The 22,234-nt window shown below is 63.5% G+C and carries 21 protein-coding genes and 1 other RNA gene; 14 read left to right on the top strand and 8 right to left on the bottom strand.

The window, feature by feature from the left end:
- Positions 1–162: 162 nt before the first annotated feature.
- Entirely contained in the window at positions 163–576 is a 414-nt protein-coding gene (locus C2L65_RS08630) for a MerR family transcriptional regulator (protein ID WP_042315113.1), read from the top strand.
- Positions 573–983: a carboxymuconolactone decarboxylase family protein gene (locus tag C2L65_RS08625; protein WP_042315114.1), complete on the top strand. Its 411-nt coding sequence runs from the start codon at positions 573–575 to the stop codon at positions 981–983. The genes C2L65_RS08630 and C2L65_RS08625 overlap by 4 nt, the downstream gene beginning before the upstream one ends.
- Positions 984–1,192: 209 nt before the next feature.
- On the opposite strand, the gene C2L65_RS08620 is transcribed toward C2L65_RS08625, so the two are convergent.
- The 7 genes from C2L65_RS08620 to trxA form a co-directional block, all read right to left on the bottom strand.
- Complete coding sequence (locus C2L65_RS08620; protein ID WP_042315115.1) at positions 1,193–2,572, bottom strand: MATE family efflux transporter; 1,380 nt, start codon at positions 2,570–2,572, stop codon at positions 1,193–1,195.
- A 2-nt stretch (positions 2,573–2,574) separates the two neighbouring features.
- The gene (locus C2L65_RS08615; RefSeq protein ID WP_042315116.1) at positions 2,575–4,329 is read right to left on the bottom strand and encodes an ArnT family glycosyltransferase; all 1,755 of its coding nucleotides are present in this window, start codon (positions 4,327–4,329) and stop codon (positions 2,575–2,577) included.
- A 316-nt stretch (positions 4,330–4,645) separates the two neighbouring features.
- On the bottom strand, positions 4,646–4,909 hold the full coding sequence (locus tag C2L65_RS08610) for a type B 50S ribosomal protein L31 (RefSeq protein WP_042315117.1): 264 nt from the start codon (positions 4,907–4,909) through the stop codon (positions 4,646–4,648).
- 179 nt (positions 4,910–5,088) lie between these two features.
- Positions 5,089–5,925: a M90 family metallopeptidase gene (locus C2L65_RS08605; protein ID WP_042315118.1), complete on the bottom strand. Its 837-nt coding sequence runs from the start codon at positions 5,923–5,925 to the stop codon at positions 5,089–5,091.
- Between the two features lie 71 nt (positions 5,926–5,996).
- Complete coding sequence (locus C2L65_RS08600) at positions 5,997–6,497, bottom strand: MerR family transcriptional regulator (RefSeq protein ID WP_007586496.1); 501 nt, start codon at positions 6,495–6,497, stop codon at positions 5,997–5,999.
- A 160-nt stretch (positions 6,498–6,657) separates the two neighbouring features.
- Complete coding sequence (gene rho / locus C2L65_RS08595; protein ID WP_007586495.1) at positions 6,658–7,923, bottom strand: transcription termination factor Rho; 1,266 nt, start codon at positions 7,921–7,923, stop codon at positions 6,658–6,660.
- Between the two features lie 285 nt (positions 7,924–8,208).
- Entirely contained in the window at positions 8,209–8,535 is a 327-nt protein-coding gene (gene trxA / locus C2L65_RS08590; protein WP_007586494.1) for a thioredoxin TrxA, read from the bottom strand.
- 435 nt (positions 8,536–8,970) lie between these two features.
- On the opposite strand from trxA, the gene ffs reads away from it, so the two are divergent.
- The 8 genes from ffs to C2L65_RS08550 all read left to right on the top strand — a co-directional run bounded on the left by ffs (position 8,971) and on the right by C2L65_RS08550 (position 17,002).
- Positions 8,971–9,069: signal recognition particle sRNA small type (gene ffs, locus C2L65_RS08585), an RNA gene on the top strand.
- 191 nt (positions 9,070–9,260) lie between these two features.
- Positions 9,261–11,642: a DNA polymerase III subunit gamma/tau gene (dnaX, locus tag C2L65_RS08580; RefSeq protein WP_042315119.1), complete on the top strand. Its 2,382-nt coding sequence runs from the start codon at positions 9,261–9,263 to the stop codon at positions 11,640–11,642.
- A 73-nt stretch (positions 11,643–11,715) separates the two neighbouring features.
- A complete protein-coding gene (locus C2L65_RS08575; protein WP_007182071.1) occupies positions 11,716–12,042 on the top strand; it encodes a YbaB/EbfC family nucleoid-associated protein in 327 nt (108 codons plus the stop codon).
- A 150-nt stretch (positions 12,043–12,192) separates the two neighbouring features.
- Positions 12,193–12,789: a recombination mediator RecR gene (recR, locus tag C2L65_RS08570; protein WP_042315131.1), complete on the top strand. Its 597-nt coding sequence runs from the start codon at positions 12,193–12,195 to the stop codon at positions 12,787–12,789.
- 81 nt (positions 12,790–12,870) lie between these two features.
- A complete protein-coding gene (locus C2L65_RS08565; protein WP_042315120.1) occupies positions 12,871–14,115 on the top strand; it encodes a CaiB/BaiF CoA transferase family protein in 1,245 nt (414 codons plus the stop codon).
- A gap of 72 nt (positions 14,116–14,187) precedes the next feature.
- Positions 14,188–15,225 (top strand): ABC transporter substrate-binding protein, encoded by a 1,038-nt coding sequence (locus tag C2L65_RS08560; protein ID WP_042315121.1) that lies wholly within the window; start codon positions 14,188–14,190, stop codon positions 15,223–15,225.
- Positions 15,226–15,351: 126 nt separating this feature from the next.
- Positions 15,352–16,176: an ABC transporter ATP-binding protein gene (locus C2L65_RS08555; RefSeq protein ID WP_042315122.1), complete on the top strand. Its 825-nt coding sequence runs from the start codon at positions 15,352–15,354 to the stop codon at positions 16,174–16,176.
- A 1-nt stretch (position 16,177) separates the two neighbouring features.
- Positions 16,178–17,002, top strand: coding sequence for an ABC transporter permease (locus C2L65_RS08550; RefSeq protein ID WP_007736445.1), 825 nt, complete (start codon positions 16,178–16,180; stop codon positions 17,000–17,002).
- Between the two features lie 78 nt (positions 17,003–17,080).
- On the opposite strand, the gene C2L65_RS08545 is transcribed toward C2L65_RS08550, so the two are convergent.
- Positions 17,081–18,055: an NADPH:quinone oxidoreductase family protein gene (locus tag C2L65_RS08545; protein WP_042315132.1), complete on the bottom strand. Its 975-nt coding sequence runs from the start codon at positions 18,053–18,055 to the stop codon at positions 17,081–17,083.
- 290 nt (positions 18,056–18,345) lie between these two features.
- Between C2L65_RS08545 and surE the strand changes: the two genes are divergently transcribed.
- Genes surE through rpoS form a run of 4 tightly spaced genes read left to right on the top strand, consistent with a single transcriptional unit; the run spans position 18,346 to position 22,232 of the window.
- Positions 18,346–19,104, top strand: a complete 759-nt coding sequence (surE, locus tag C2L65_RS08540; protein WP_042315123.1) for a 5'/3'-nucleotidase SurE — start codon at positions 18,346–18,348, stop codon at positions 19,102–19,104.
- The gene (locus C2L65_RS08535; RefSeq protein ID WP_042315124.1) at positions 19,101–20,177 is read left to right on the top strand and encodes a protein-L-isoaspartate(D-aspartate) O-methyltransferase; all 1,077 of its coding nucleotides are present in this window, start codon (positions 19,101–19,103) and stop codon (positions 20,175–20,177) included. The genes surE and C2L65_RS08535 overlap by 4 nt, the downstream gene beginning before the upstream one ends.
- A gap of 5 nt (positions 20,178–20,182) precedes the next feature.
- Positions 20,183–21,121: a peptidoglycan DD-metalloendopeptidase family protein gene (locus tag C2L65_RS08530; RefSeq protein WP_042315125.1), complete on the top strand. Its 939-nt coding sequence runs from the start codon at positions 20,183–20,185 to the stop codon at positions 21,119–21,121.
- A 16-nt stretch (positions 21,122–21,137) separates the two neighbouring features.
- Positions 21,138–22,232 (top strand): RNA polymerase sigma factor RpoS, encoded by a 1,095-nt coding sequence (gene rpoS / locus C2L65_RS08525; RefSeq protein ID WP_042315126.1) that lies wholly within the window; start codon positions 21,138–21,140, stop codon positions 22,230–22,232.
- Positions 22,233–22,234: the final 2 nt, after the last annotated feature.

Raw genomic sequence — 22,234 nt, 5'->3', positions numbered from 1 at the left:
GACTGCGCTCCCGGTTTCATTTTTCTTTCGGATCGCCGCCGATTCTAACTGACGCTTACGACGTTCCCAACCTGCTTCACGGGTAGGATCACGCTGATTTGCACGCATTGTCAGATAGCACTTGACTTAGAGTTCACTCGAAGTCCTAACCTGAGTTCCGTCATGTCGAAAGCTCTCACCATCGGTCAGGTCGCCGCAACGAGCGGCGTCTCCACGCATACGCTGCGCTACTACGAGCAGGCGGGATTGTTGCGGTCCATCGGCCGCACGGACGCGGGGCATCGCCTGTATGCGCCCGCCGATCTCGACTGGCTGCAATTCGTGATGCGCCTCAAAGCCACGGGGATGCCGATCGCCGGCATGCAGGCTTTCGCCGCGTTGCGTGCCGAAGGCGACGCGACATACGGTGCGCGGCGCGCGATGCTGATCGAGCATCGCGACGCCGTGCTCGCGCGCATCGCGGAGTTGCAGACCAACCTCGAAGCGATCAGCGACAAGATCGTGTTTTATGAGGCGGCCGAGCGTGAAGCATCGACAGGACGCATCGACAACTCATATGTAAAGGACTCGCCATGAATCACACACACGACGATCGCTACGCACGCGGCTGGGACAAGCTGAAGGAAATCGACGGCACGGCAGGGGAGAAGGTGATCGCATCGCTCGCGCCGATTGCGCCGGATTTCGCGCGGCTGTTGATCGAGTTTCCGTTCGGCGATGTGTATAGCCGACCACAACTGGACCTGCGTGCGCGGGAAATCGCGACGATCGCGGCGCTGGCCGCGCTTGGCAACGCGCAGCCGCAACTCAAGGTGCATATCGAGGCGGCGTTGAACGTCGGTTGCACGCGCGAGGAGATCGTCGAGGTGTTCATGCAGATGGCCGTGTATGCGGGATTTCCGGCTGCGTTGAATGCGCTGTTCGCGGCGCGTGAGGTGTTCGAGCGGCGCGATGAGGAGGAAGCGGCGGAGGCTGCGGTCTGAGTCGGGGGTGATCGGCGGCGGGTTCGCAGAAGAGTTAGAATGCAACTAACGGTCTGTTTTAACGACCTTCTCCGAAAAGACGGTTGCGGGGCCTTCCAAATGCTCGGTCTGTAAAGGGAGGTCGTCGGCTTACGGAGAAGCAGATCAGTGCTGGGTTTCGGCGAGCACGGAGGCCCAGCACTACTACGTCAACACAGGCTGCAGTGGAATCAGGCCGCGCTATCCGCCTGCTTCACAGCGCCCATCCGCACGGACCGTGCGCTGATCGTACGCAGATAGATGGCGAGGCCGATGCCCGCAATCAGCAGGCTGGCCGTATTCGCGAGCCAGAATCCGCGCGCGCCCGTGAACGATTCGGGCACCCATCCGCCGACGTCGAACCCAAGCGCATAACCGCCGCCCAGCCCGACGCCCCACAACGCAACGGCATAGATCAAGGTCGGCACGACAGCCACGCGATACGCGCGCAGCACGAACGCCGACGTGATCTGCAACGCGTCGCACAGATGGTAGAAAACGACGATGAGCACCAGCGGCATCGCGGCTTGCACGACCTGCGCGTTCGGCGTGTAGCCCGCGATGATGACGGGCCGCAGCGCGAGCACGATCACGCCGTAGCAGCACGCGATCGCAACCGCCATCGCAATGCCGTGCCGCGCCAGTGTGCGCGCCGCTTCGTAGCGTTGCGCGCCGAGCGCCTGCGCGACGAGCGTCGAGGTGGCGATGCCGATCGACAGCGGCGTCATGTACAGCACCGCGCCGATGTTGCCCGCGATCTGATGACCCGCCAGCGTTGTCGTGCCGAAGCGTGCGATAAAGAGCGCCATGAACGTGTACGACGTGACTTCGATCAGATACGACAGCCCCATCGGCACGCCGAGCTTGAGTTGCGCCGCCTGACGCCGCCAGACGGGCCAGCAGAAATGCCGGAAGATCGCGAACGGGCGGAACACGTCGAGTTTCGTCATCACCGTCATGCCGACGACGGCAAGCGTCCAGTTGATCAGAATGCTGGCGAGCGCGGCGCCCGGACCGCCGAGCGGCGGCAAGCCGAGCTTGCCGAAAATCAGCAACACGTTGAGCGGCAGTTTCAACAGCAACGCACCGATCTGCAGGATCATCACGAGCCGCGGCTGGCCGACGGCATTCGTCAGCGAGCTATAGACGCGAAACGCGAGACTCGCCGGCAAGCCGAACGCGAGTATCTGCAGATACGACACGGTGCGCTCGCGCAGCGCCTCGGGCGCGCGCGCAAGCTGCAGCAGCGGGTGAGGGAAGTAGAGAATCAGAAAGCCGATGGTCGCGAGCGCCAGCGCGAGCCACAGCGCCTGGCGCACTTCCTCGCCGATTTCCTCGTAGCGCGCCGCGCCATACAGCTGACCGGCGATCGGTTGCAGCGCCGTGAGAATGCCCGTGAGACCGATATACACGGAAATGTAGATCGACGAGCCGAGGCCCAGCGCGGCGAGATCGGTTGCCGAAAAACGGCCGACCATCGCCGTGTCGATCACGCCGAACGCAATGATCGCCAGTTGGCCGATCAGCACGGGCCACGCCAGCCCGGCGATTTTCCGCACGTCGGCGAACATGGTTAGCCGGCTTTCTTCGGACGCCACGGGCGCTTGGCGGGCGGCTGCGGCCGGTCGATACGCACGTACAGGCGGAAGCGTTCGTCGCGGTCGGCGACGCGGCGGCCTTCCCAGACGAGCTTCCAGACGAAGTTCGACATCGCGCTCGGCTCGCCGAAGTCCTGCGTGTCCTGGCGCAGGAGCACGTCGCAGTCATCGTCGAACGAAAAATGCATGTCGCCGAAGTAAGCGAACGTGGCGATCTGCGCGTCGCCCAGGCGCGCGGGCGAAATGCAGTTGTAGTCGGATGGCAGGTGCGCGGCGATCTGCTGGGCGACGTCCTTGTAGGTCCGGCTGTAGTTGACGACGGGCAGCCATAGTGTCATCAGCAGCACCCACATCAGCGTCGTGCCTGCGCTCGACAGCACGACGCTGCGCCACAACACCTTCGGATGACGCGCCACGCGCCATTGCACCAGCACGAACCAGCAGACGGTCACGGCGACCGCGCAGACGAACGACAGGATCTTGAACTGCGGCGTGAAGCCCGGCGCGAGTCGCGCAAGGTTGCGGGCCAGCTGATGCGGAAAGCCCGTCATGCCCGCGAGCCACACCAGCCAGACGAACGAGCCGAGCACGGTGAAGCTGAGCACCGCAAACCAGTCGATGGCATTGATCGCGCCGCGCTTGAGCGTCGGCAGCGCGAACGCGGCGATCACCGCGAGCGCGGGCGTCAGCAGGATGAACAGACGGTTCGACCCATGGCTTTGCAGCACGACGAGAACCAGCAGCGGCGTGATCACCGACAGAGGAATCGCAATGTGCGGCGCACGTCGCAGCCCGGCCCAGCTGAACCACGCCCAGATCGCGAGCGGCCACGCAGGCCACGCGTAGAGCGACAGATTCTTGACGGCGTAGAGCAGCGTCGAGCCATACGGGCCCGCGAACGCGTGCAGACTGCCGCGCATCCATTGCTGGAGGAACCAGACGGCATCGTCGGGAAAAAGGGCGATGGCCGCGAGCGGCCACGCAACCGACAGCGCCAGCGCGACGGGCAGACCGGCCAGCATCAACGTGCGCCAGTGGGTCTCGTGGACGATCACCATCATCGCGAAGGTGCCGATCAGCAGCGCGCCGACCAGCACGGGACTGCTCGTCAGCGTGACGAGGCCGATCGCGGCACCCCAGATCAGCGCGCCCTGAACGGGTTTGTCGACCATCCGCACGAGGCCGTAGATGAGCATCGCGATGCAGACGAACTGCGCGATCTGCGGTGTGGTTTCGTGGCCGCGTTCGGCGAGGCCGAAGGTGGCGAGCAGGATCAGCAGCGCGCCGTCGCCGAGCGTGCGGCCATAGTCGCGCGGCTCGGGCTCGCCGCCGAATGCGTATTTGAACGGCTGCACTTCGGGCCGGCGGCCGAGCAGATAGGCTGCGTACCAGACGAACGCGCACGCGGCGCAGAACAGCAGGCCCGTGAACACGCGCGACGCATTGCTTGCGTCGACCAGCGGGTCCAGCACGCGGATCGCGCTCGCGCCGAGCCAGTAGCCGAGCGGCGCATCCGACGTCATGTACTTGCCGACCAGATTCGGCAGCAGCCAGTCGTGCAGCGAGCCGTTGGCCATCGTCCACATGACGCCGAAGCCGGCTGCATCTTCGTTCTTCCACGGATCGCGCCCGAACAGGCCGAACGACGCATACACGACGCAGATGGTAAGCAGCAGCCAGCGCGGCAGCGCGCTGGTGGCGGAGGCAGTGAGGCGAACGACAGATCTCATGCGGTGTTCGTGTGGGGCCGCGCGCGTGGCAGCCGTGAGTTATTGGTGGAGCGCAGGAGGCGTCTCGGATTCAGACATGCGGCATTGTAGACGGGTGGCGCGGTGCGCGTCACACGCTGCCTTACAGACGGTTGCACGCAAGTTGCATGGCGGGTTGCAAGGCAAGCAGGCGGGCGAGGGGCGGGCGGTGTCGATGCGGACCCGGGCAGTGTGTCGACAAAGCGTCCACCGACAAAAAAGGGCAGCTTGCGCTGCCCTTTTTGCATCGTTGCGGCCCGGACGGGAGTCGGGGCACGCACGTGTAACCGGCGGGGTATTACTTGCCGGCCTTGCCCGAAGCGCGGGCGCCGAACTTCTTGTTGAACTTCTCGACACGGCCTGCCGTGTCCATGATCTTTTGCTGACCCGTGTAGAACGGATGCGATTCCGACGAGACTTCGATCTTCGCCAGCGGGTACGTCTTGCCTTCGAATTCGGCCGTTTCACGCGTCTGGATCGTCGAGCGCGTCACGAACTTGAAGTCGATCGACATATCGACGAACAGGACTTCGCGGTAATTCGGGTGAATGCCTTCTTTCATGGTCTTTCCTTTAGTCTGGCGGTAGCCAACCCGGGAGCCGGAGAATTCCGCAACCGCGAGCCACTTGCCTAAGGTCGAAAAACGGCGATTATGCCAGAAAATCAGACCTTTGACGAGGTTTGCGGCGGTTTTTTAGCAGGCGCGGCAGCGGGTTGCTTTCAGCCGTTTTTCCTTTCGGATCAAATGCTTGCGTCGCCGAGCGCACCCGTGCGCGCCGGGTCCTGCCGGTAATAACGCGCGAGCAGCCGGTACAGCTCGGGATACTCCGCCTCGAACTCGCGCGGCTTCACGAACAGCGCCTCACTGCACACGGCAAAAAATTCCGATGGGTGATCGGTTGCATACGGATCGATCAGCGATTCACGCTCGAAGCGCGCCCAGCGGCGATCCGGCACGGCGTCCACCTTCGCGCAGAACTGGTCGTATGCGTGATCGAACACGTCCGCCCATTGCGCGGAATCGAGCGGCGCATGCAGCTTGCGAAAGAGAGGCGGGTGGCCATCCGCTTCGCCCGTCACCATGTCGATCTTGTGCGCGAATTCGTGGATCACGACGTTGTAGGCATCCGGGCTGTCCGTCATCTGCGCGTCTTCCCACGACAGGATCACGGGTCCACCTTCCCACGCTTCGCCGCTCGCGTCGTGCTCGACTTCATGCACGACGCCGTCTTCGTCTTCGACCGTTTTGCGGATCACGAACTCGCCCGGATAGACGATCACGCCGACCCAGCCGCGATACAGTTCCAGCCCGAGATTGAGCACGGGCAGGCAGGCCTGCACGGCGATCGCGACGGTGATCTGTTCGGTCAGTTCGAGCTCGTGCGCGGTCGAGAATTCCTTTTGCGCGATGAAGAGACTCGTTATCTCGCGCAGGCGCTGAAGGTCGGCGGGCGCGAGATGCGACAGGAACGGCAGGCCGTCGAGCGTCGCCTGCCAGAGCGCGTCGTCGATTGCGTAGGTGCGCAGCGCGCGGTCGCGGCGGCGCGTGTCGAGCCATCGAGTGAGTTTCGAAAACATCGCGTGCCTGGATTCGTTTGAGTGATCGATGTCGGGCGGTTGCGAGACATGCGGGGCCGCACGTGCGGCGTTCAGGCTTTCGTGCCTTTGGTGCGCTTCAACGCGGCCGATGCGCGCCGCTTCTGGATCAGTTCGTCGGCGCTCTCGCCGGCGAGACGGCGCTGCACGTAATCCAGGTCGTCGCTCAGTTCGGCTTTGAGCTTCTGCGCTTCCTTCAGTTCGCGCTGCACGGATTCGATCCGCGCGTCGAGCGACTCGACCTGCTGCGCGAGACCGTCGCGTATCTGCTGCAACGATTCCATCGAATAGCCACGGCGTCCGCTTTCGGTGTTTTCGAGCGGCCGCTTTAGCATTTCGGTGATGCCCGCGAGCGAAAAACCGAGCGCGCGCAAACGCAGGATGCGCGAAAAGCGTTCGAGGTCGTCCTCGTCGTACAGGCGATAGCGGCCTTCGCTGCGGCTGGGCGTAACGAGCCCGCGTTCTTCGTAGTATTTGAGCGTGCGCGGCGTGACGGCGAGGCGTTCGGCGGCGTCGCGCACGGTCAGCAGAGTGGGGGAATCGGCGATCGGCATGGTGATGCTTCACTGGTCGGCGGGACGTGAAGCATTATAGAGATAGGTGCGCGATCGCATTGTCGCTTGCGCAGGCGCAGAGCGTGAAAATAAAAAAACGCCTGCTCGAAAGCAGGCGTTTTTTTTTGTGGACGCGAACGTCGACGGGTGCGATGGCTATTTAGCCGCCGCCGCGACGCATCATGTCGAAGAACTCGGCGTTGTTCTTCGTCTGGCGGATCTTGTCGAGCAGGAATTCCATTGCTTCGACTTCGTCCATGTCGTGGATGAACTTGCGCAGCACCCAGATCTTTTGCAGGATCTCGGGCTTGATGAGCAGTTCTTCGCGACGCGTGCCGGACTTGTTCAGGTTGATCGACGGATAGACGCGCTTTTCCGCGAGACGGCGCTCGAGATGCACTTCCATGTTGCCCGTGCCCTTGAACTCTTCATAGATCACGTCGTCCATGCGGCTGCCCGTTTCGATCAGCGCCGTGCCGATGATGGTCAGCGAACCGCCTTCCTCGATGTTACGGGCCGCGCCGAAGAAGCGCTTCGGACGTTGCAGCGCGTTCGCGTCGACACCGCCCGTCAGCACCTTGCCCGATGCCGGGACAACCGTGTTGTAGGCGCGTGCAAGACGCGTGATCGAGTCGAGCAGAATGACCACGTCGTTCTTCATTTCGACGAGGCGCTTGGCTTTTTCGATCACCATTTCGGCGACCTGCACGTGACGCGCGGCCGGTTCGTCGAAGGTGGACGCAATGACTTCGCCCGCCACCGAGCGCTGCATTTCCGTCACTTCTTCAGGACGTTCGTCGATCAGCAGCACGAACAGGATCACGTCCGGATGGTTCTGCTTGATCGCATGCGCGATGTGCTGAAGCATCACGGTCTTACCGGACTTCGGCGACGCGACGAGCAGACCGCGCTGGCCCTTGCCAATCGGCGCGATCATGTCGATGATCCGGCCCGTGACGTTTTCTTCGCCACGCATCTCACGTTCGAGCAGCAGCACCTTGTTCGGGTGCAGCGGCGTCAGATTCTCGAACATGATCTTGTGCTTCGAGGCTTCCGGCGGCTGGCCGTTGACCTTGTCGACCTTCACCAGCGCGAAGTAGCGCTCGCCGTCCTTCGGCGTGCGGACTTCACCTTCGATCGTGTCGCCTGTATGCAGGTTGAAGCGGCGGATCTGCGACGGGCTGATGTAAATGTCGTCCGTGCTGGCGAGATACGAGGTTTCCGGCGAGCGCAGGAAGCCGAAGCCGTCCGGCAGCACTTCGAGGGTGCCGTCACCGAAGATCGTTTCGCCCGTTTTGGCGCGTTTTTTTAGAATGGCGAACATCAGTTCCTGCTTGCGCAGGCGGTTCGCACTTTCGATCTCGAGACCATTGGCCATCTCGATCAATTGGGAAACGTGCTGAGTCTTAAGCTCGGATAAATGCATACGGAGAACCCGCAGAGAAGGTGCGACCTGAAATGAAATCTGGGAGGAGAAGTGAGCGGAACCGCTCAAGGACTTACCCGTCTTTTCGACGTTTTGTGGATTCTAGCATAGCACACGCCAAAACCAGCCTGCGCGGCCGGTTCTTTGTCGGCGCATGATTCTTGTTGTCATTGTTGTCCAGCGACAACAAGAATCATGCGGCTCGCTTCATGCGCGGCGTTGCTTCATTGCCGACGCACTGCGCGAGCCGGGCACGCGCTGGCTGGCGCGTGCCGTGTATGCAGATTAAAGGTTGCCGTCGAGGAACGCGGTGAGTTGCGACTTCGACAGTGCGCCGACCTTTTGTGCAGCGACCGCGCCGTTCTTGAAGAGGATCAGCGTGGGGATGCCGCGCACGCCGAACTTGACGGGCGTGGATTGATGTTCGTCGACATTGATCTTGGCGATCTGCAGGCGATCAGCGTAGTCCTTCGCAACTTCGTCGAGGATCGGCGCGATCATCTTGCACGGGCCACACCATTCCGCCCAGAAATCGAGCAGTACGGGTTTGTCGGATTTGACGACGTCCTGTTCAAACGACGCGTCGCTAATATGCTTGATGTGTTCGCTCATTTGTGTGAATACCTCTTTCGGTTCGAGGCCTGCTTTGAATGCCCGCCACGATACAACAAAATCAGAAAACTTTCCGTTCGCTTTGCCACAGGACAAACCATGAAACGCGCCGCGGGAAAGTATCGTGGGGACACCTTCAGGAGGGCGGGCTGGCTTGGCTTTGCGGGCCACTTGAACGTCAGTTTAGCCTAAATTGCTATGCGTTGCCCGTCGTGATAGTACGCATTCCGACAGTAGGGTTTCGCGCCGCGCCTTTACATCACCTCACGTGATGCCTGTGTCGATGCGAAGCGCGGCAGCTCCCTCGTGACATCACCTATCTGGAGTTCGCGCGCGCGAACACAAGAGGGTGGCGACGAAGTCTGAACGGGGTTTCTGCGCGTTTTGTCTGCGGGCCTCTCGCGCGGCGCAACGAGCGATGTTAGAATACGACGTGACGGGCCTCCTCGCATGGAGGTGCGGTCAACCTGGTCAGGTCGGGAACGAAGCAGCCACAGCCGTTTTCCGCCAGTGCCGAGGGTCAGGCTCGTCACCTTCCTTTTTTCCCTTCGCTTTATTTCCCCTGTTTGTTCTCTTTGCGGCGTCGTTCGAAACGCGGCATCTTCTATCGCTCCCTTAGCGAAATTCAATGAAGCGTCAGAGCGTTGTCACGCCTCGCTTGAACGCGCTATCGGGCGCGTTATCGATTCGTCTTTACGCGTCAGTCTTGCTGATACAATTTCCGGATGACCTATCAAGTTCTCGCACGCAAATGGCGGCCGAAGGATTTCGCTTCGCTCGTCGGACAGGAGCACGTGGTGCGCGCGCTCACGCACGCGCTCGACGGCGGCCGTCTGCACCACGCCTATCTGTTTACCGGCACGCGGGGCGTCGGCAAGACGACGCTGTCGCGGATCTTCGCGAAGGCGCTCAACTGTGAAACGGGCGTCACGTCTACGCCATGCGGCGTGTGCCGTGCGTGCCGCGAGATCGATGAAGGGCGCTTCGTCGATTATGTCGAGATGGACGCGGCGAGCAACCGTGGCGTCGATGAAATGGCTGCGCTGCTGGAGCGCGCGGTCTATGCGCCCGTCGATGCGCGCTTCAAGGTCTACATGATCGACGAAGTACACATGCTGACGAACCACGCGTTCAACGCGATGTTGAAGACGCTGGAAGAGCCGCCGCCGCATGTCAAGTTCATCCTCGCCACGACCGACCCGCAAAAGATTCCCGTCACGGTGCTGTCGCGCTGTCTTCAGTTCAACCTGAAGCAGATGCCGGCAGGGCATATCGTGTCGCATCTCGAGCACATTCTCGGCGAAGAAAAAATTCCGCATGAAGCGCAGGCGCTGCGCCTGCTCGCGCGCGCCGCAGACGGCTCGATGCGCGATGCGTTGTCGCTGACCGATCAGGCCATCGCCTACTCGGCGAACCAGGTCACCGAGGAAGCCGTGCGCGGCATGCTTGGCGCGCTCGATCAAAGCTATCTGATCCGCCTGCTCGACGCGCTCGTCGCGGGCGAGGGCGCGGCCGTGCTGTCGGTTGCTGACGAAATGGCATTGCGCAGTCTGTCGTTCTCGACCGCGCTGCAGGATCTGGCGAGCCTGTTGCACAAGATCGCGTGGGCGCAGTTTTCGCCGTCGTCGGTGCTGGATGAGTGGCCGGAAGCCGCCGACCTGCGCCGTTTCGCTGACACGCTGAGTCCGGAGCAGGTGCAACTGTTCTATCAGATCGCGACGATCGGCCGAAGCGAGCTGGGCCTTGCGCCTGATGAATACGCAGGCTTCACGATGACGCTGCTGCGCATGCTCGCGTTCGAACCGGCCCCGAACGGTGGCGGCGGAGGCGGCGTGACGCCGGCTGGCCGCTCGAGCGTCCCGGCTGCTGGAGCGAAGCGGACGGGCGCGCCTGTCGCGGCGGCTGGTGCTGCCGCGCCGCAGGCTCGCACGAGCGATGCGCCAGCGGCTACCGTTGCCATTGCGCCGCGCGTCGCTTCGGTGGCGAAACCCGAACCGGCACCGGTTCAGCCGCAAGCCGTTCCTGAGCCGGCCGTGTCGCCAGAGTCTGCACCTGAAATTCAGGCCGCGCCTGTCGATGCCGCCGTCACGCCGCTGTCGGTGGCTGCGGCTTCGACCTCAGCCGAATCGACAGTGAACGTCGATTCGCCGGTTGCATCGATCGGGCAACAAGATAACGCTGCGCCGGCAGATGATTCCTCCACGCAGACCGAATCCGCTCCGCGCCGCGCAGGCGGTGCAAGCGCCGCGCTCGACGTGCTGCGCAACGCGGGCCTGAAGGTATCGACGGGAAGCCGTCCGGCCTCGGCCGCGCCCGCGTCAGCGACGCCTGTGGCACCGGCCAAACCCGCCGCGCCGCGCGTTGCCGTGCGCGTACCGACGCCCGATCCCGCGCGCCGCGCCGCAGCCGCCGCGCAACAGGAAACCGCCGGGCGCACGCAGACGCCGCGTGCCGCACAGCCGCAGGGCGCCTCGGCCGTCCCGCCGTGGGATGACATTCCGCCCGACGACTACATGCCCGCATCGTCGGACGATGCGTTCTTCGCGGCTTCCGACGACAACTTCATTCCCGTCTTCGACAGCGGCCCGGACGACATGCTAGTCGGGCGAGGCAATGCGCCCGCTGCGCCCGTCGCGACAGCCGCGCCCGTCGTCGATATCCGCACGCTGCCGCCCGCCGTGCCGCTCGATGCGATCGGCGTCGAAGGCGATTGGCCGGCGCTTGCCGTCACGCTGCCGCTCAAGGGCATCTCCTATCAGCTCGCGTTCAACAGCGAACTGATGGCCGTCGAGGGCAAGACGCTCAAGCTCAACGTCGCGGTCCAGCTCTACACCGAATCCGCGCAGGTCGCGAAGCTCAAGGCGGCGCTGGCCGAGCGGCTGGGCAGCGAAATCGACGTGCAGGTCGAGGTCGGCCCCGTGCGGCGCACGGCCGCCGTGCTCGACTCGATCGAACGCGCGAAACGCCAGCAGGAAGCCGAGCGCGAGATCGGCGCCGATCCGTTCGTGCAGTCGCTGATCCGCGAATTCGGCGCGAGCATCGTGCCGGGCTCCGTTCGCCCGCTCGCGCCGGGCGCCGAAGGCGGCCAGAGCGCGGCCGGCCACTGACTTCCGCGCGCGCCTCCCGTCACGCCGACGCGCACGCGCCCAACCGAATCCATTATTACGAAGGAGCAAGTCCATGATGAAAGGTCAACTCGCCGGGCTGATGAAGCAGGCCCAGCAGATGCAAGAAAACATGAAGAAGATGCAGGAGCAACTCGCGCTGATCGAAGTCGAGGGGCAGTCGGGTGCGGGCCTCGTCAAGGTGACGATGACCTGCAAGAACGACGTGCGCCGCGTATCGATCGATCCGAGCCTGCTCGCCGACGACAAGGACATGCTCGAAGATCTCGTCGCCGCTGCCTTCAACGATGCCGTGCGCAAGGCGGAAGCCACTGCGCAGGAAAAAATGGGCGGCATGACTTCCGGCCTGCCGTTGCCGCCGGGATTCAAGCTGCCGTTCTAACAACGCGCAGCGTGTCGCGCGCGGCGCATGGCCGCATCGCCTCATGGCCATATGCCCGCGCGTTCGCCGTTCGTTGTCGAATGGCGCGGCTTCGCTCGCTGGAACACATCCGCGATTCAACCCACTACACGTCGACGCCGCCGTACCAGCATGAAACAACCTTCCGCCTTGTCGGCGCTCGTCGAAGCGCTGCGCGCGCTGCCCGGCGTCGGTCCGAAGTCCGCTCAGCGCATGGCGTATCACCTGATGCAGCACGATCGGGAAGGCGCCGAAAAGCTCGGCCGCTCGCTGCTGTTCGCCACCGAGCATCTGCAGCACTGCGAGAAGTGCAACACGTTTACGGAAGCGCAGATCTGCGAGGTCTGTAGTGACGCCGAGCGCGATCCGACGCTGCTGTGCGTCGTCGAAACACCTGCCGACCAGATCATGCTCGAACAGACCATGACCTACCGTGGCCTGTATTTCGTGCTGATGGGGCGCCTCAGTCCGCTCGATGGCATCGGCCCCAAAGAAATCCATTTCGACCGGCTCGTCAGGCGTGCTTCGGACGGCATCGTCAAGGAAGTCGTGCTCGCGACCAACTTCACCAACGAAGGCGAGGCGACGGCCCATTATCTCGGCCAGACGCTCAAGGCACGCGGCCTGTCCGTCACGCGGCTTGCGCGCGGCGTGCCCGTGGGCGGCGAACTCGAATATGTCGACGCGGGCACGATTGCGCGCGCAATGCTCGACAGGCGTTCGATGTAACGGCGCGTCGTCCGAACCACGACGCGTGACAGCAGGATCGCCCGGCCAGCACAACGAAGATCAGCGAAGATCAGGAGACACATGAGCGCAACCACTTCAACGCCAACGGAAAAAACCGAAGCGGAAAAGCCCAAGGGACCGCTCGCGGGCGTCAAGGTGCTCGAACTCGGCACGCTGATCGCGGGTCCGTTCGCCGCGCGTTTTCTCGGCGAGTTTGGCGCGGACGTGATCAAGATCGAAGATCCGAAGGGCGGCGATCCGCTGCGCAAATGGCGCAAGCTGTATCCCGAAGTGGGCGGCACGTCACTGTGGTGGGCCGTGCAGGCGCGCAACAAGAAATCGGTGACGATCAATCTGAAGGCCGACGAAGGCAAGGAAATCGTCCGCAAGCTCGCGAAAGAAGCGGATATCGTCGTCGAGAATTTCCGGCCTGGTCTGCTCGACAAGCTGGGGCTCGGTTATGACGTGCTGTCGGCGGAAAATCCCGGTCTCGTGATGGTGCGTCTGTCCGGTTACGGGCAGACGGGCCCGTATCGCGATCGACCCGGGTTCGGCGCGATCGCCGAATCGATGGGCGGGTTGCGCCATATCACTGGCTATCCGGACCTGCCGCCGCCGCGCATCGGCATTTCGATCGGCGATTCGATCGCGGCGCTGCACGGCGTGATCGGCGCGCTGATGGCGCTGCATCATCGGCAGGTGAACGGCGGCAAAGGGCAGGTCGTCGATGTCGCGCTGTATGAGGCCGTGTTCAACATGATGGAAAGTGTGGTGCCCGAATACGGCGTGTACGGCATGGTGCGCGAGCGCACGGGCGCGTCGCTGCCTGGCATCGTGCCTTCCAACACGTATCCGTGCCGCGACGGCAGCATCGTGATCGGCGGCAACAGCGATCCGATTTTCAAGCGCCTGATGCTCGCGATCGACCGCGAAGATCTTGCGAACGATCCGGCGCTTACGCATAACGACGGCCGCGTGCCGCGCACGCAGGAGATCGACGGCGCGATCGCCGCTTGGCTCGCCAGCCGCACGATCGACGAAGCGCTCGACGTGCTGAACGCCGCCGACGTGCCCGTGGGCCGCATCTACAGCGTCGCCGACATGTTCACCGATCCGCAGTACGTCGCGCGCCAGATGATCCAGACGTTCAAGTGGCAGGACGGCCGCGACATCACGCTGCCGAACGTCACGCCGAAGCTCTCGGAGACGCCCGGCGAGACACGCTGGCTCGGGCCGGAACTGGGTGAACATACGGATGAAGTTCTGCAAACGCTGGGTTATGATGCGGACCACATTGCAAGGTTGCACGCGCAACAGATCGTGTAGCGGGCACACACGCTAGCGCACGAAGACGGGGCGGATCAGCCCGCGACAGAACAAAAAACCGGAGACAGGACCATGCAACGAAGAAGCTTCCTCGCAGGCGGCGCGGCACTCGCGGGCGCCTCGCTCGTCGGCTCGCCGCTCGCGTTCGGGCAAAGCAAGCTGGAGACGTCGAAAGTCGCGATCGCTGTCGGCGGCAAGAATCTTTTCTACTACCTGCCGCTCACCATCGCCGAGCGCCGCAATTTCTTCAAGGACGAAGGGCTCGAAATCGAAATCTCCGATTTCGCGGGCGGCTCGCAGGCGTTGAAGGCGGCTGTCGGTGGCAGCGCGGATGTGGTGTCGGGCGCGTTCGAGCATACGCTGCTGTTGCAGGCGAAAAACCAGTACTTCCGCGAATTCGTGCTGCAAGGACGCGCGCCGCAGATCGTACTCGCCGTGTCGAAGAAGACGATGGCGAACTACAAGTCGATCGCCGATCTGAAGGGCAAGAAAATCGGCGTGACGGCGCCGGGCTCGTCGACGTCGATCATGGCGAGCTTCGTGCTCGCCAAAGCCGGGTTGACGGCGAAGGACGTGTCGTTCATCGGCGTCGGTGCGGGCGCGGGCGCGATCGCCGCGTTGCAGTCCGGCCAGATCGACGCGCTCGCCAATCTCGACCCCGTGATGACCAAGCTCGAACGCTCGGGCGAGATTCGCGTCGTGTCGGATACGCGCACGCTCAGCGACACGCGCACGGTGTTCGGCGGCAACATGCCGGCCGGCTGCCTGTACGCCTCGCAATCGTTCATCAGCAAGAATCCGAACACGACGCAGGCGCTGACCAACGCGATGGTGCGCGCGCTCAAGTGGCTGCAGACGGCGACGGGCACCGAACTGATCAACACCGTGCCCGAGTCGTACCTGCTCGGCGACCGCGCGCTGTATCTGGATGCGTGGCAGCACGTGAAAGAGGCGATGTCGCCCGATGGCCTGATGCCCGCCGACGGCCCCGCAACGTCTCTGAAGACGCTGCAGGCGTTCGACGAGACGATAAAGGGCAAACCGATCGATCTGTCGAAGACCTGGACGAACGACTTCGTGAAGAAGGCGCTCGCGACGGTCAAGGCATAACGCGCGATCTAAACTTCGATTCAACCTCGATCCGTGCCCCGGCGACGCGCGTGCGGGCGAAAGCCCCGCCGCGTCACGACGTAGCGACATCGAACCACCGAAGCATCGAAACAAGCGAGCCGAACGATGACCGTTGCCGCCCTGGCGCTCGAAAACATCACCTGCACGTTTGCGTCGCGCGAGAAGCGCGGGCAAAGCTACACCGCCGTCAAGGACACAACGCTGCGCATCGCGCCGGGCGAATTCGTTTCCGTGGTCGGCCCGACGGGCTGCGGCAAGTCGACCTTGCTGAACGTCGGCGCGGGGCTGCTGGAGCCGTCCTCGGGCGCGGTGACGGTGTTCGGCGAGAAGCTCACGGGCATCAACCGGCGCGCGGGTTACATGTTCCAGGCCGACGCGCTGATGCCGTGGCGCTCGGCGCTCGACAACGTGCTGGCAGGACTGTTGTTCCGCAACGTGCCGCGCGCCGAAGCCCTCGCGCGCGCCGATGAATGGTTGAAGCGCGTTGGTCTCGGCGGGTTCGGGGACCGTTATCCGCATCAGCTGTCGGGCGGCATGAGAAAGCGGGTCGCGATGGCGCAGACGCTGATCCTCGATCCCGACATCATCCTGATGGACGAGCCGTTTTCCGCGCTCGATATCCAGACGCGCCAGCTGATGGAAAACGAACTGCTCGACCTGTGGGCCGCGAAGCGCAAGGCCGTGCTCTTCATCACGCACGATCTGGACGAAGCGATCGCGATGTCGGACCGCGTCGTGGTGCTGTCGGCGGGGCCGGGTACGCGACCGATCGGCGAGTTCACGATCGATCTGCCGCGCCCCCGCGATGTCGCCGAAGTGCGCTCGCATCCGCGCTTCGTCGAACTGCACGCGCAGATCTGGAGCGTGCTGCGCGATGAAGTGCTCAAGGGTTATCAGCAGCAACTGACGGTCGCGCCGGAGGGCAACTGAGATGTGGAAAGCATTGCGCCCGAACCGCGCGAACCTGGTGATCTGGCAGTGGCTGCTGCTCGTGCTGTGCTTCGTGCTCTGGTACGTGCTGACGAGCCCGACGCTGCTACCCGCGTTCTATTTCGACGACGCGAACAAGGCCGCGTTCTTCTTCGGCGAGCCGCAGAAAGTGCTCGTGCGGATCTGGGAATGGTTCGCGTCCGGTGAAATCTATCTGCACCTGTGGATCACGCTGATCGAGACCGTGCTCGCGTTTGCGCTCGGCACGGTGCTCGGATTGGGTGTGGGCTTGTGGCTCGCGCTGTCGCCGCTCGCGAGCGCGTTGTTCGACCCGTATATCAAGGCCGCTAACTCGATGCCGCGGGTGATTCTCGCGCCGATTTTCGGTGTGTGGTTCGGCCTCGGCATCTGGTCGAAGGTCGCGCTCGGCGTGACGCTCGTGTTCTTCATCGTGTTCTTCAACGTCTATCAGGGCGTGAAGGAAGTGAGCCCCGTGGTGCTCGCGAACGCACGCATGCTCGGCGCGAACCGCAAGCAGCTGCTGCGCGCCGTCTATCTGCCGAGCGCGATGAGCTGGGTGTTCTCGAGCCTGCATACGTCGGTCGGGCTGGCGTTCGTCGGCTCGGTGGTCGGCGAGTATCTGGGTTCGGCGCGCGGCGTCGGCTATCTGATCCTGCAAGCCGAAGGCACGTTCGACATCAACACCGTGTTTGCCGGCATTCTCGTGCTGACGGCCTTCGCGCTGATACTCGATGCGATCGTCGGCGCGCTGGAGAAGCGCTTGATGAAATGGCAACCGAAGAGCGGCGAGACCGAAAAGCTCTGATCACCTGACGTTCTAATTGAAAACGGCGCGTGACCTGTGAAGGTCACGCGCCGTTTTGCCTGGTGTTTCCACGCATGCCTACGGCGTGATCACGATCTTGCCGAGCACGCGCCGCTGCGCCATGTCGTTGAGCGCGCGCGCCGTGTCTTCGAGTGGATAACGCGCCGACACGAGCGGCGTGAGCTTGCCTTCGCGAATCCAGCCGAGCATCTGCTGAAACGCGGCGGCATTGCGTTGCGGCTCACGCCGCGCGAAATCGCCCCAGAACACGCCGACGATGCTCGCGCCTTTCAGCAGTGCGAGATTGAACGGCAGCTTCGGAATGTCGCCATTAGCAAAGCCGACGACGAGATAGCGCCCGCGCCAGCCGATGCTGCGAAATGCCGGCTCCGCATAACTGCCGCCGACAGGGTCGTAAATCACATCGGGCCCGTTGCCGTCCGTGAGCGCCTTGATGCGCTCGCGCAGGTCTTCCGTCGCGTAGTTGATGGTTGCATCGGCACCGTGCGCGACGCAGGTCGCGAGCTTCTCGTCGCTCGATGCCGCCGCGATCACGCGTGCGCCGAGCGCCTTGCCGATTTCGACGGCGGCGAGTCCTACACCGCCTGCCGCGCCGAGCACGAGCATCGTCTCGCCCGCTTTCAGTGCCGCGCGATCGACCACGGCGTGATGCGACGTGCCATAGGCGAGGGTGAAGACGGCTGCCGTTTCGAGGTCGGCGTCGTCGGGCAACGGTACGCATGCGCTCGCGTCCGCGACGGCCTGCTCGGCGAAGCCGCCTTGCTGCGTGTAGGCGACCACGCGCATGCCCGGCCTGAACTGCGTGACGCCGTCGCCGACGGCGCGCACGATACCCGCGACTTCCGCGCCGGGCGTGAAGGGCAGGGGCGGTTTGAACTGATATTTGTTCTGGATGATCAGCACGTCGGGAAAGTTGACGCTTGCCGCTTTGACGTCGATTGCGATCTGTCCGGCTTGCGGCACGAGATCGGGCAGTTCCTCGATGCTCAAGCTTTCAGGCGGGCCGTACTGGTTGCAGCGGATTGCGCGCATCGTGTCTCCCATCGGTCAATGTGCGTTGCAGGCTTCACGGGTTCATGCATGTTTCATAAGCGTGCTTTCGAGTGCGTGCCGGTCGCGTGCTTCGCGCAACGGGTGCGCAGCAACGAAGCAAATAAGTCGCCATCTTGCCGAACCCTTATAGCGAAGCAGTGTAAAGCAAGCTCGAACGACCGTGCGCTTTCGCAAGGCTGCTGCACACATGCCACGCTGCATGAAAGCATAGGCATGCGCGGGGCCCGTGTGTCGTTCGCGTGCCTTGTTTCCTCGGTTACAATCGCCGGATGCGAATCCTACTCAGCAATGACGACGGTTATCTGGCGCCAGGCCTTGCTGCGCTTTACGAAGCGCTGAAGCCGCTCGCCGATGTCACCGTGATGGCCCCCGAACAGAATTGCAGCGGCGCGTCGAATTCGCTGACGCTGTCGCGCCCTCTGTCGGTGCTGCGCTCGGCCAACGGCTTCTACTACGTGAACGGCACGCCGACCGATTCCGTCCACATCGCACTGACGGGCATGCTCGATCACACGCCCGATCTCGTCGTGTCCGGCATCAACAACGGGCAGAACATGGGCGAGGACACGCTGTACTCGGGCACCGTCGCCGCGGCGACGGAAGGCATCATGTTCAACGTGCCCGCCATCGCGTTTTCACTCGTCGATAAAGACTGGGTGCATCTCGAAGACGCGACGCGTGTTGCCGCCGAAATCGTCGCGCATTATCTCGAGCGTCCGTTGCCCGGTTATCCGTTGCTGAATGTCAACATTCCGAACCTGCCTTACGAGCAGTTGCGCGAGTGGCGCATCACGCGCCTCGGCAAGCGACATCCGTCGCAGCCGGTGATCCGGCAGAGCAATCCGCGCGGCGAGCCGATCTACTGGATCGGGCCGGCGGGCGGCGCGCGCGATGCCAGCGAAGGCACCGACTTCCACGCGGTGGCCAACGGCCTCGTGTCGATCACGCCGCTGCAACTCGATCTGACCCATACGGCTATGCTGCCCGCGGCGCGCGACTGGCTGAGCGCCGGGAGCGGCGCTTCATGACGGGCGAGCGCGCAAAGCGCTTTCCGCTTGGACTCGAAGACCTGGTGCGCGAGCCGCGCCGGGCGGACGCGCGCGGCGCGAAAGCAGGTGTGGCCAAGCCGGCTGCATCGAAGCCTGCTGCAACCAAGACGGCCGTACCCAATCTGAACGCGCCGGCAGCAGGCCGCACGCGCAACGGCGTGAGCGGCACCGTAACCGCAAAAACGCCGGCGGCCGCGAAGGGCGCGACCGGCATCCTCAATTCGAACGCGAAAACGGCCGGTTCGTCCGCGCGCACGCCCGCGATTACAAAAAGTCCGTCCGCAATCGTCAATACGAAAGGCGCAACCACGATCCGCAATGACGGCGCGCGCAATCAGTTGCCGCGTCCCGTGACGGCGGTGTTCGAGCGCACGGGCGCGCCCAACGTCGCGTTGACGAGCGCCGTCACGCTGACGTCAGAACGCGTGCGCGAGCGGATGGTCGAAAGGCTGCGGGCGAACGGCATCACGGACCCGCGCGTGCTCGACGCGATGGCGATGGTGCCGCGTCATATGTTCGTCGATCCTGGCCTCGCGACGCAGGCTTACGAGGACGCGGCGCTGCCGATCGGCCATCACCAGACGATCTCGAAGCCTTCCGTGGTCGCGCGGATGATCGAGCTGGCCGCGCAGGGCCGCACGCTCGCGAACGTGCTGGAAATTGGCACCGGCTGCGGCTATCAGGCCGCGGTGCTGAGCCACGTCGCGCGCGACGTGTATTCGATTGAACGCATCAAGCCGCTTTACGAGCGCGCGAAGACGAACCTGCGTCCGCTGCGCATCCCGAACATCCGTCTGCACTACGGCGACGGACGGATCGGTTTGCCGGCCGCCGCACCGTTCGATGCGATCGTGATCGCGGCAGCTGGACTCGATGTGCCACAGGCGCTGCTGGAGCAGCTTGCCATTGGTGCGCGGCTCGTGGCGCCTGTCGGATCGCAGGACGGACAGTCGCAGGTACTCACGCTCGTCGAGCGCACGGGGCCCGCGCAGTGGCGCGAATCGCGGCTTGATCGCGTTTTCTTTGTCCCCTTAAAATCCGGAGTGATTTAACCCCGATGAGTATGTTTCGCGCGATGCAAAGAACAAGCCTGAATGTCCCATTGTCCGTCGCTCAGCGCAGCGTTTGCGTGGCCATGCTGTCCGTCCTGGCCGCATGTGCAACGCGGCTCGATAACGCGCCCGTCGTCGATCGCTCCGGCACCCTCGGCACCGTCACGCAGGCGGGCGCCGCGCCCGGCGCGCAGCCGGCCGTGCCGCTCGGCCCGCCGCCTCCGGGCTACTACCGAGTGAAGCCTGGCGATACCTTGTATAGGATCGCGCTCGAAAACGGTCAAAACTATCGCGACATCGCCGCGTGGAACAACCTGACGAACCCGAACCAGATCGAAGTCGACCAGTTGCTGCGCGTGGCGCCGCCGGGCGCGAACGGCGCGCCAGTGGTGCCGGGTGTCGCGACCGCGCCGATTGGCGGTGGCTCGGTGCAGAACGCGCCAATTGCGGGCGTGCAGCCGGCGCCGTCGGCGGGCGCGGCCAACCAGCCGCCCATTTACGGTGCGGCGCCGGGCGCGTCAGGTACACAGCCGATCACGCCGCCGCCCGCCGCCAGCGACGCGACGGCGTCGAACGGCAACGTGACGTTTGCGTGGCCCGTGCGTGGTCCGTTGTTGAACGGCTTTGATGATTCGAAGAACAAAGGCGTGAACATCGGCGGATCGGCGGGTGAAGCGGTAAAGGCTTCCGCCGATGGTCGCGTGGTTTATGCAGGAAATGGGCTGCGCGGTTACGGCAATCTCATTATCATCAAACATGACGCGACGTATCTCACAGCGTATGCACATAATCGTGCTTTGATGGTAAAAGAGGGTGACGCGGTGACCAAAGGTCAGAAGATCGCCGAAATGGGCAACAGTGATTCGGACCGCGTGATGTTGCATTTCGAAGTTCGCCGCCAGGGTAAGCCTGTCGACCCAATGAAGTATTTGCCGCCGCAATAAGCCAAGCGATACGACCATGCCGAAATCGAAGCGCCGCCCGTCGCAAGCAGAGACTGAGTCCGTGAGCCGTGCCACGCCTGTTTCGGTGGACGACGCTGGCGCTTCGGAGGTCGATGACGACAACGTCGAGGACCTCGACAACGCGAACGATCCCGAAGAGCGTGCGTCGGGTCGCGACGAGGAATCTGAGGGGCGCGAAAGCGCAAACGATTCCGCGCCTGATGCCGACGATTTCCGCGCGCTGCTGCAGGCCGAACTTACGGCCGACACGATCCAGCACTACCTGAACCGGATCAGCGTGAAGCCGCTGCTCACCGTCGAGGAAGAGCAGCGCTATTCGCGTCTCGCGAAGGCGGGCGAATTCGAAGCGCGCCAGGTGATGATCGAGCGCAACTTGCGGCTCGTGGTCAGCATCGCGAAGGGCTATCTGAATCGCGGCGTGCCGCTGCTCGATCTGATCGAAGAGGGCAACCTCGGCCTGATGCACGCCATCGAAAAGTTCGATCCGACGCGCGGCTTCCGTTTCTCGACGTACGCCACCTGGTGGATACGCCAGAGCATCGAGCGCGCGATCATGAATCAGGCGCGTACGGTGCGACTGCCCGTGCATGTGATCCGCGAGCTGAACCAGGTGTTGCGCGCGAAGCGCCACCTCGAAAAGAATTCGATGAATTCGGGTGAAGCGGCCGAGCGCCGCGACGCGAGCATCGACGACATTGCGTATCTGACGGGCAAGACGACGGACGAAGTCACGGATATCCTCGCCTTGAACGAGCACACCGCGTCGCTCGATGCGCCGCTCGATCTCGACCCGGCGAGCAGCCTGCTCGATCTGTTATCGGACGACCAGAGCCAGTCGCCCGATGCCGAGGTGCAGCACCGCGAGCTCGAGACGCTGACGCGCGCGTGGCTCGCGCGGCTGTCGGACAAACATCGTCATGTGATTGAGCGCCGCTTTGGGCTGAATCACATCGAACCGGCCACGCTCGAGGAACTCGCCGACGAAATGGGCCTCACGCGCGAGCGTGTGCGCCAGATCCAGCAAGAGGCGCTGGTGCGACTGAAGCGCTTCTTTGCGTCCAATGGCGTTCGGAAGGACGCTGTTCTCTAGAA

The organism is Paraburkholderia terrae (genome assembly GCF_002902925.1).
Classification (GTDB): domain Bacteria; phylum Pseudomonadota; class Gammaproteobacteria; order Burkholderiales; family Burkholderiaceae; genus Paraburkholderia; species Paraburkholderia terrae.
Note: the sequence above shows the minus strand (reverse complement) of the source record. Positions and strands in the feature narration are given on the sequence as shown.

What these genes read in the sequence shown, in the direction of transcription:
- C2L65_RS08610 (WP_042315117.1), bottom strand. Translation starts at nt 4,909, where the DNA reads ATGAAAGAAGGCATTCACCCGAATTACCGCGAAGTCCTGTTCGTCGAT.
- C2L65_RS08620 (WP_042315115.1), bottom strand. Translation starts at nt 2,572, where the DNA reads ATGTTCGCCGACGTGCGGAAAATCGCCGGGCTGGCGTGGCCCGTGCTG.
- C2L65_RS08530 (WP_042315125.1), top strand. Translation starts at nt 20,183, where the DNA reads ATGAGTATGTTTCGCGCGATGCAAAGAACAAGCCTGAATGTCCCATTG.
- C2L65_RS08630 (WP_042315113.1), top strand. Translation starts at nt 163, where the DNA reads ATGTCGAAAGCTCTCACCATCGGTCAGGTCGCCGCAACGAGCGGCGTC.
- C2L65_RS08545 (WP_042315132.1), bottom strand. Translation starts at nt 18,055, where the DNA reads ATGCGCGCAATCCGCTGCAACCAGTACGGCCCGCCTGAAAGCTTGAGC.
- C2L65_RS08625 (WP_042315114.1), top strand. Translation starts at nt 573, where the DNA reads ATGAATCACACACACGACGATCGCTACGCACGCGGCTGGGACAAGCTG.
- trxA (WP_007586494.1), bottom strand. Translation starts at nt 8,535, where the DNA reads ATGAGCGAACACATCAAGCATATTAGCGACGCGTCGTTTGAACAGGAC.
- C2L65_RS08615 (WP_042315116.1), bottom strand. Translation starts at nt 4,329, where the DNA reads ATGAGATCTGTCGTTCGCCTCACTGCCTCCGCCACCAGCGCGCTGCCG.
- C2L65_RS08565 (WP_042315120.1), top strand. Translation starts at nt 12,871, where the DNA reads ATGAGCGCAACCACTTCAACGCCAACGGAAAAAACCGAAGCGGAAAAG.
- surE (WP_042315123.1), top strand. Translation starts at nt 18,346, where the DNA reads ATGCGAATCCTACTCAGCAATGACGACGGTTATCTGGCGCCAGGCCTT.
- C2L65_RS08550 (WP_007736445.1), top strand. Translation starts at nt 16,178, where the DNA reads ATGTGGAAAGCATTGCGCCCGAACCGCGCGAACCTGGTGATCTGGCAG.
- C2L65_RS08600 (WP_007586496.1), bottom strand. Translation starts at nt 6,497, where the DNA reads ATGCCGATCGCCGATTCCCCCACTCTGCTGACCGTGCGCGACGCCGCC.
- C2L65_RS08605 (WP_042315118.1), bottom strand. Translation starts at nt 5,925, where the DNA reads ATGTTTTCGAAACTCACTCGATGGCTCGACACGCGCCGCCGCGACCGC.
- C2L65_RS08560 (WP_042315121.1), top strand. Translation starts at nt 14,188, where the DNA reads ATGCAACGAAGAAGCTTCCTCGCAGGCGGCGCGGCACTCGCGGGCGCC.
- C2L65_RS08555 (WP_042315122.1), top strand. Translation starts at nt 15,352, where the DNA reads ATGACCGTTGCCGCCCTGGCGCTCGAAAACATCACCTGCACGTTTGCG.
- dnaX (WP_042315119.1), top strand. Translation starts at nt 9,261, where the DNA reads ATGACCTATCAAGTTCTCGCACGCAAATGGCGGCCGAAGGATTTCGCT.
- C2L65_RS08535 (WP_042315124.1), top strand. Translation starts at nt 19,101, where the DNA reads ATGACGGGCGAGCGCGCAAAGCGCTTTCCGCTTGGACTCGAAGACCTG.
- C2L65_RS08575 (WP_007182071.1), top strand. Translation starts at nt 11,716, where the DNA reads ATGATGAAAGGTCAACTCGCCGGGCTGATGAAGCAGGCCCAGCAGATG.
- rho (WP_007586495.1), bottom strand. Translation starts at nt 7,923, where the DNA reads ATGCATTTATCCGAGCTTAAGACTCAGCACGTTTCCCAATTGATCGAG.
- rpoS (WP_042315126.1), top strand. Translation starts at nt 21,138, where the DNA reads ATGCCGAAATCGAAGCGCCGCCCGTCGCAAGCAGAGACTGAGTCCGTG.
- recR (WP_042315131.1), top strand. Translation starts at nt 12,193, where the DNA reads ATGAAACAACCTTCCGCCTTGTCGGCGCTCGTCGAAGCGCTGCGCGCG.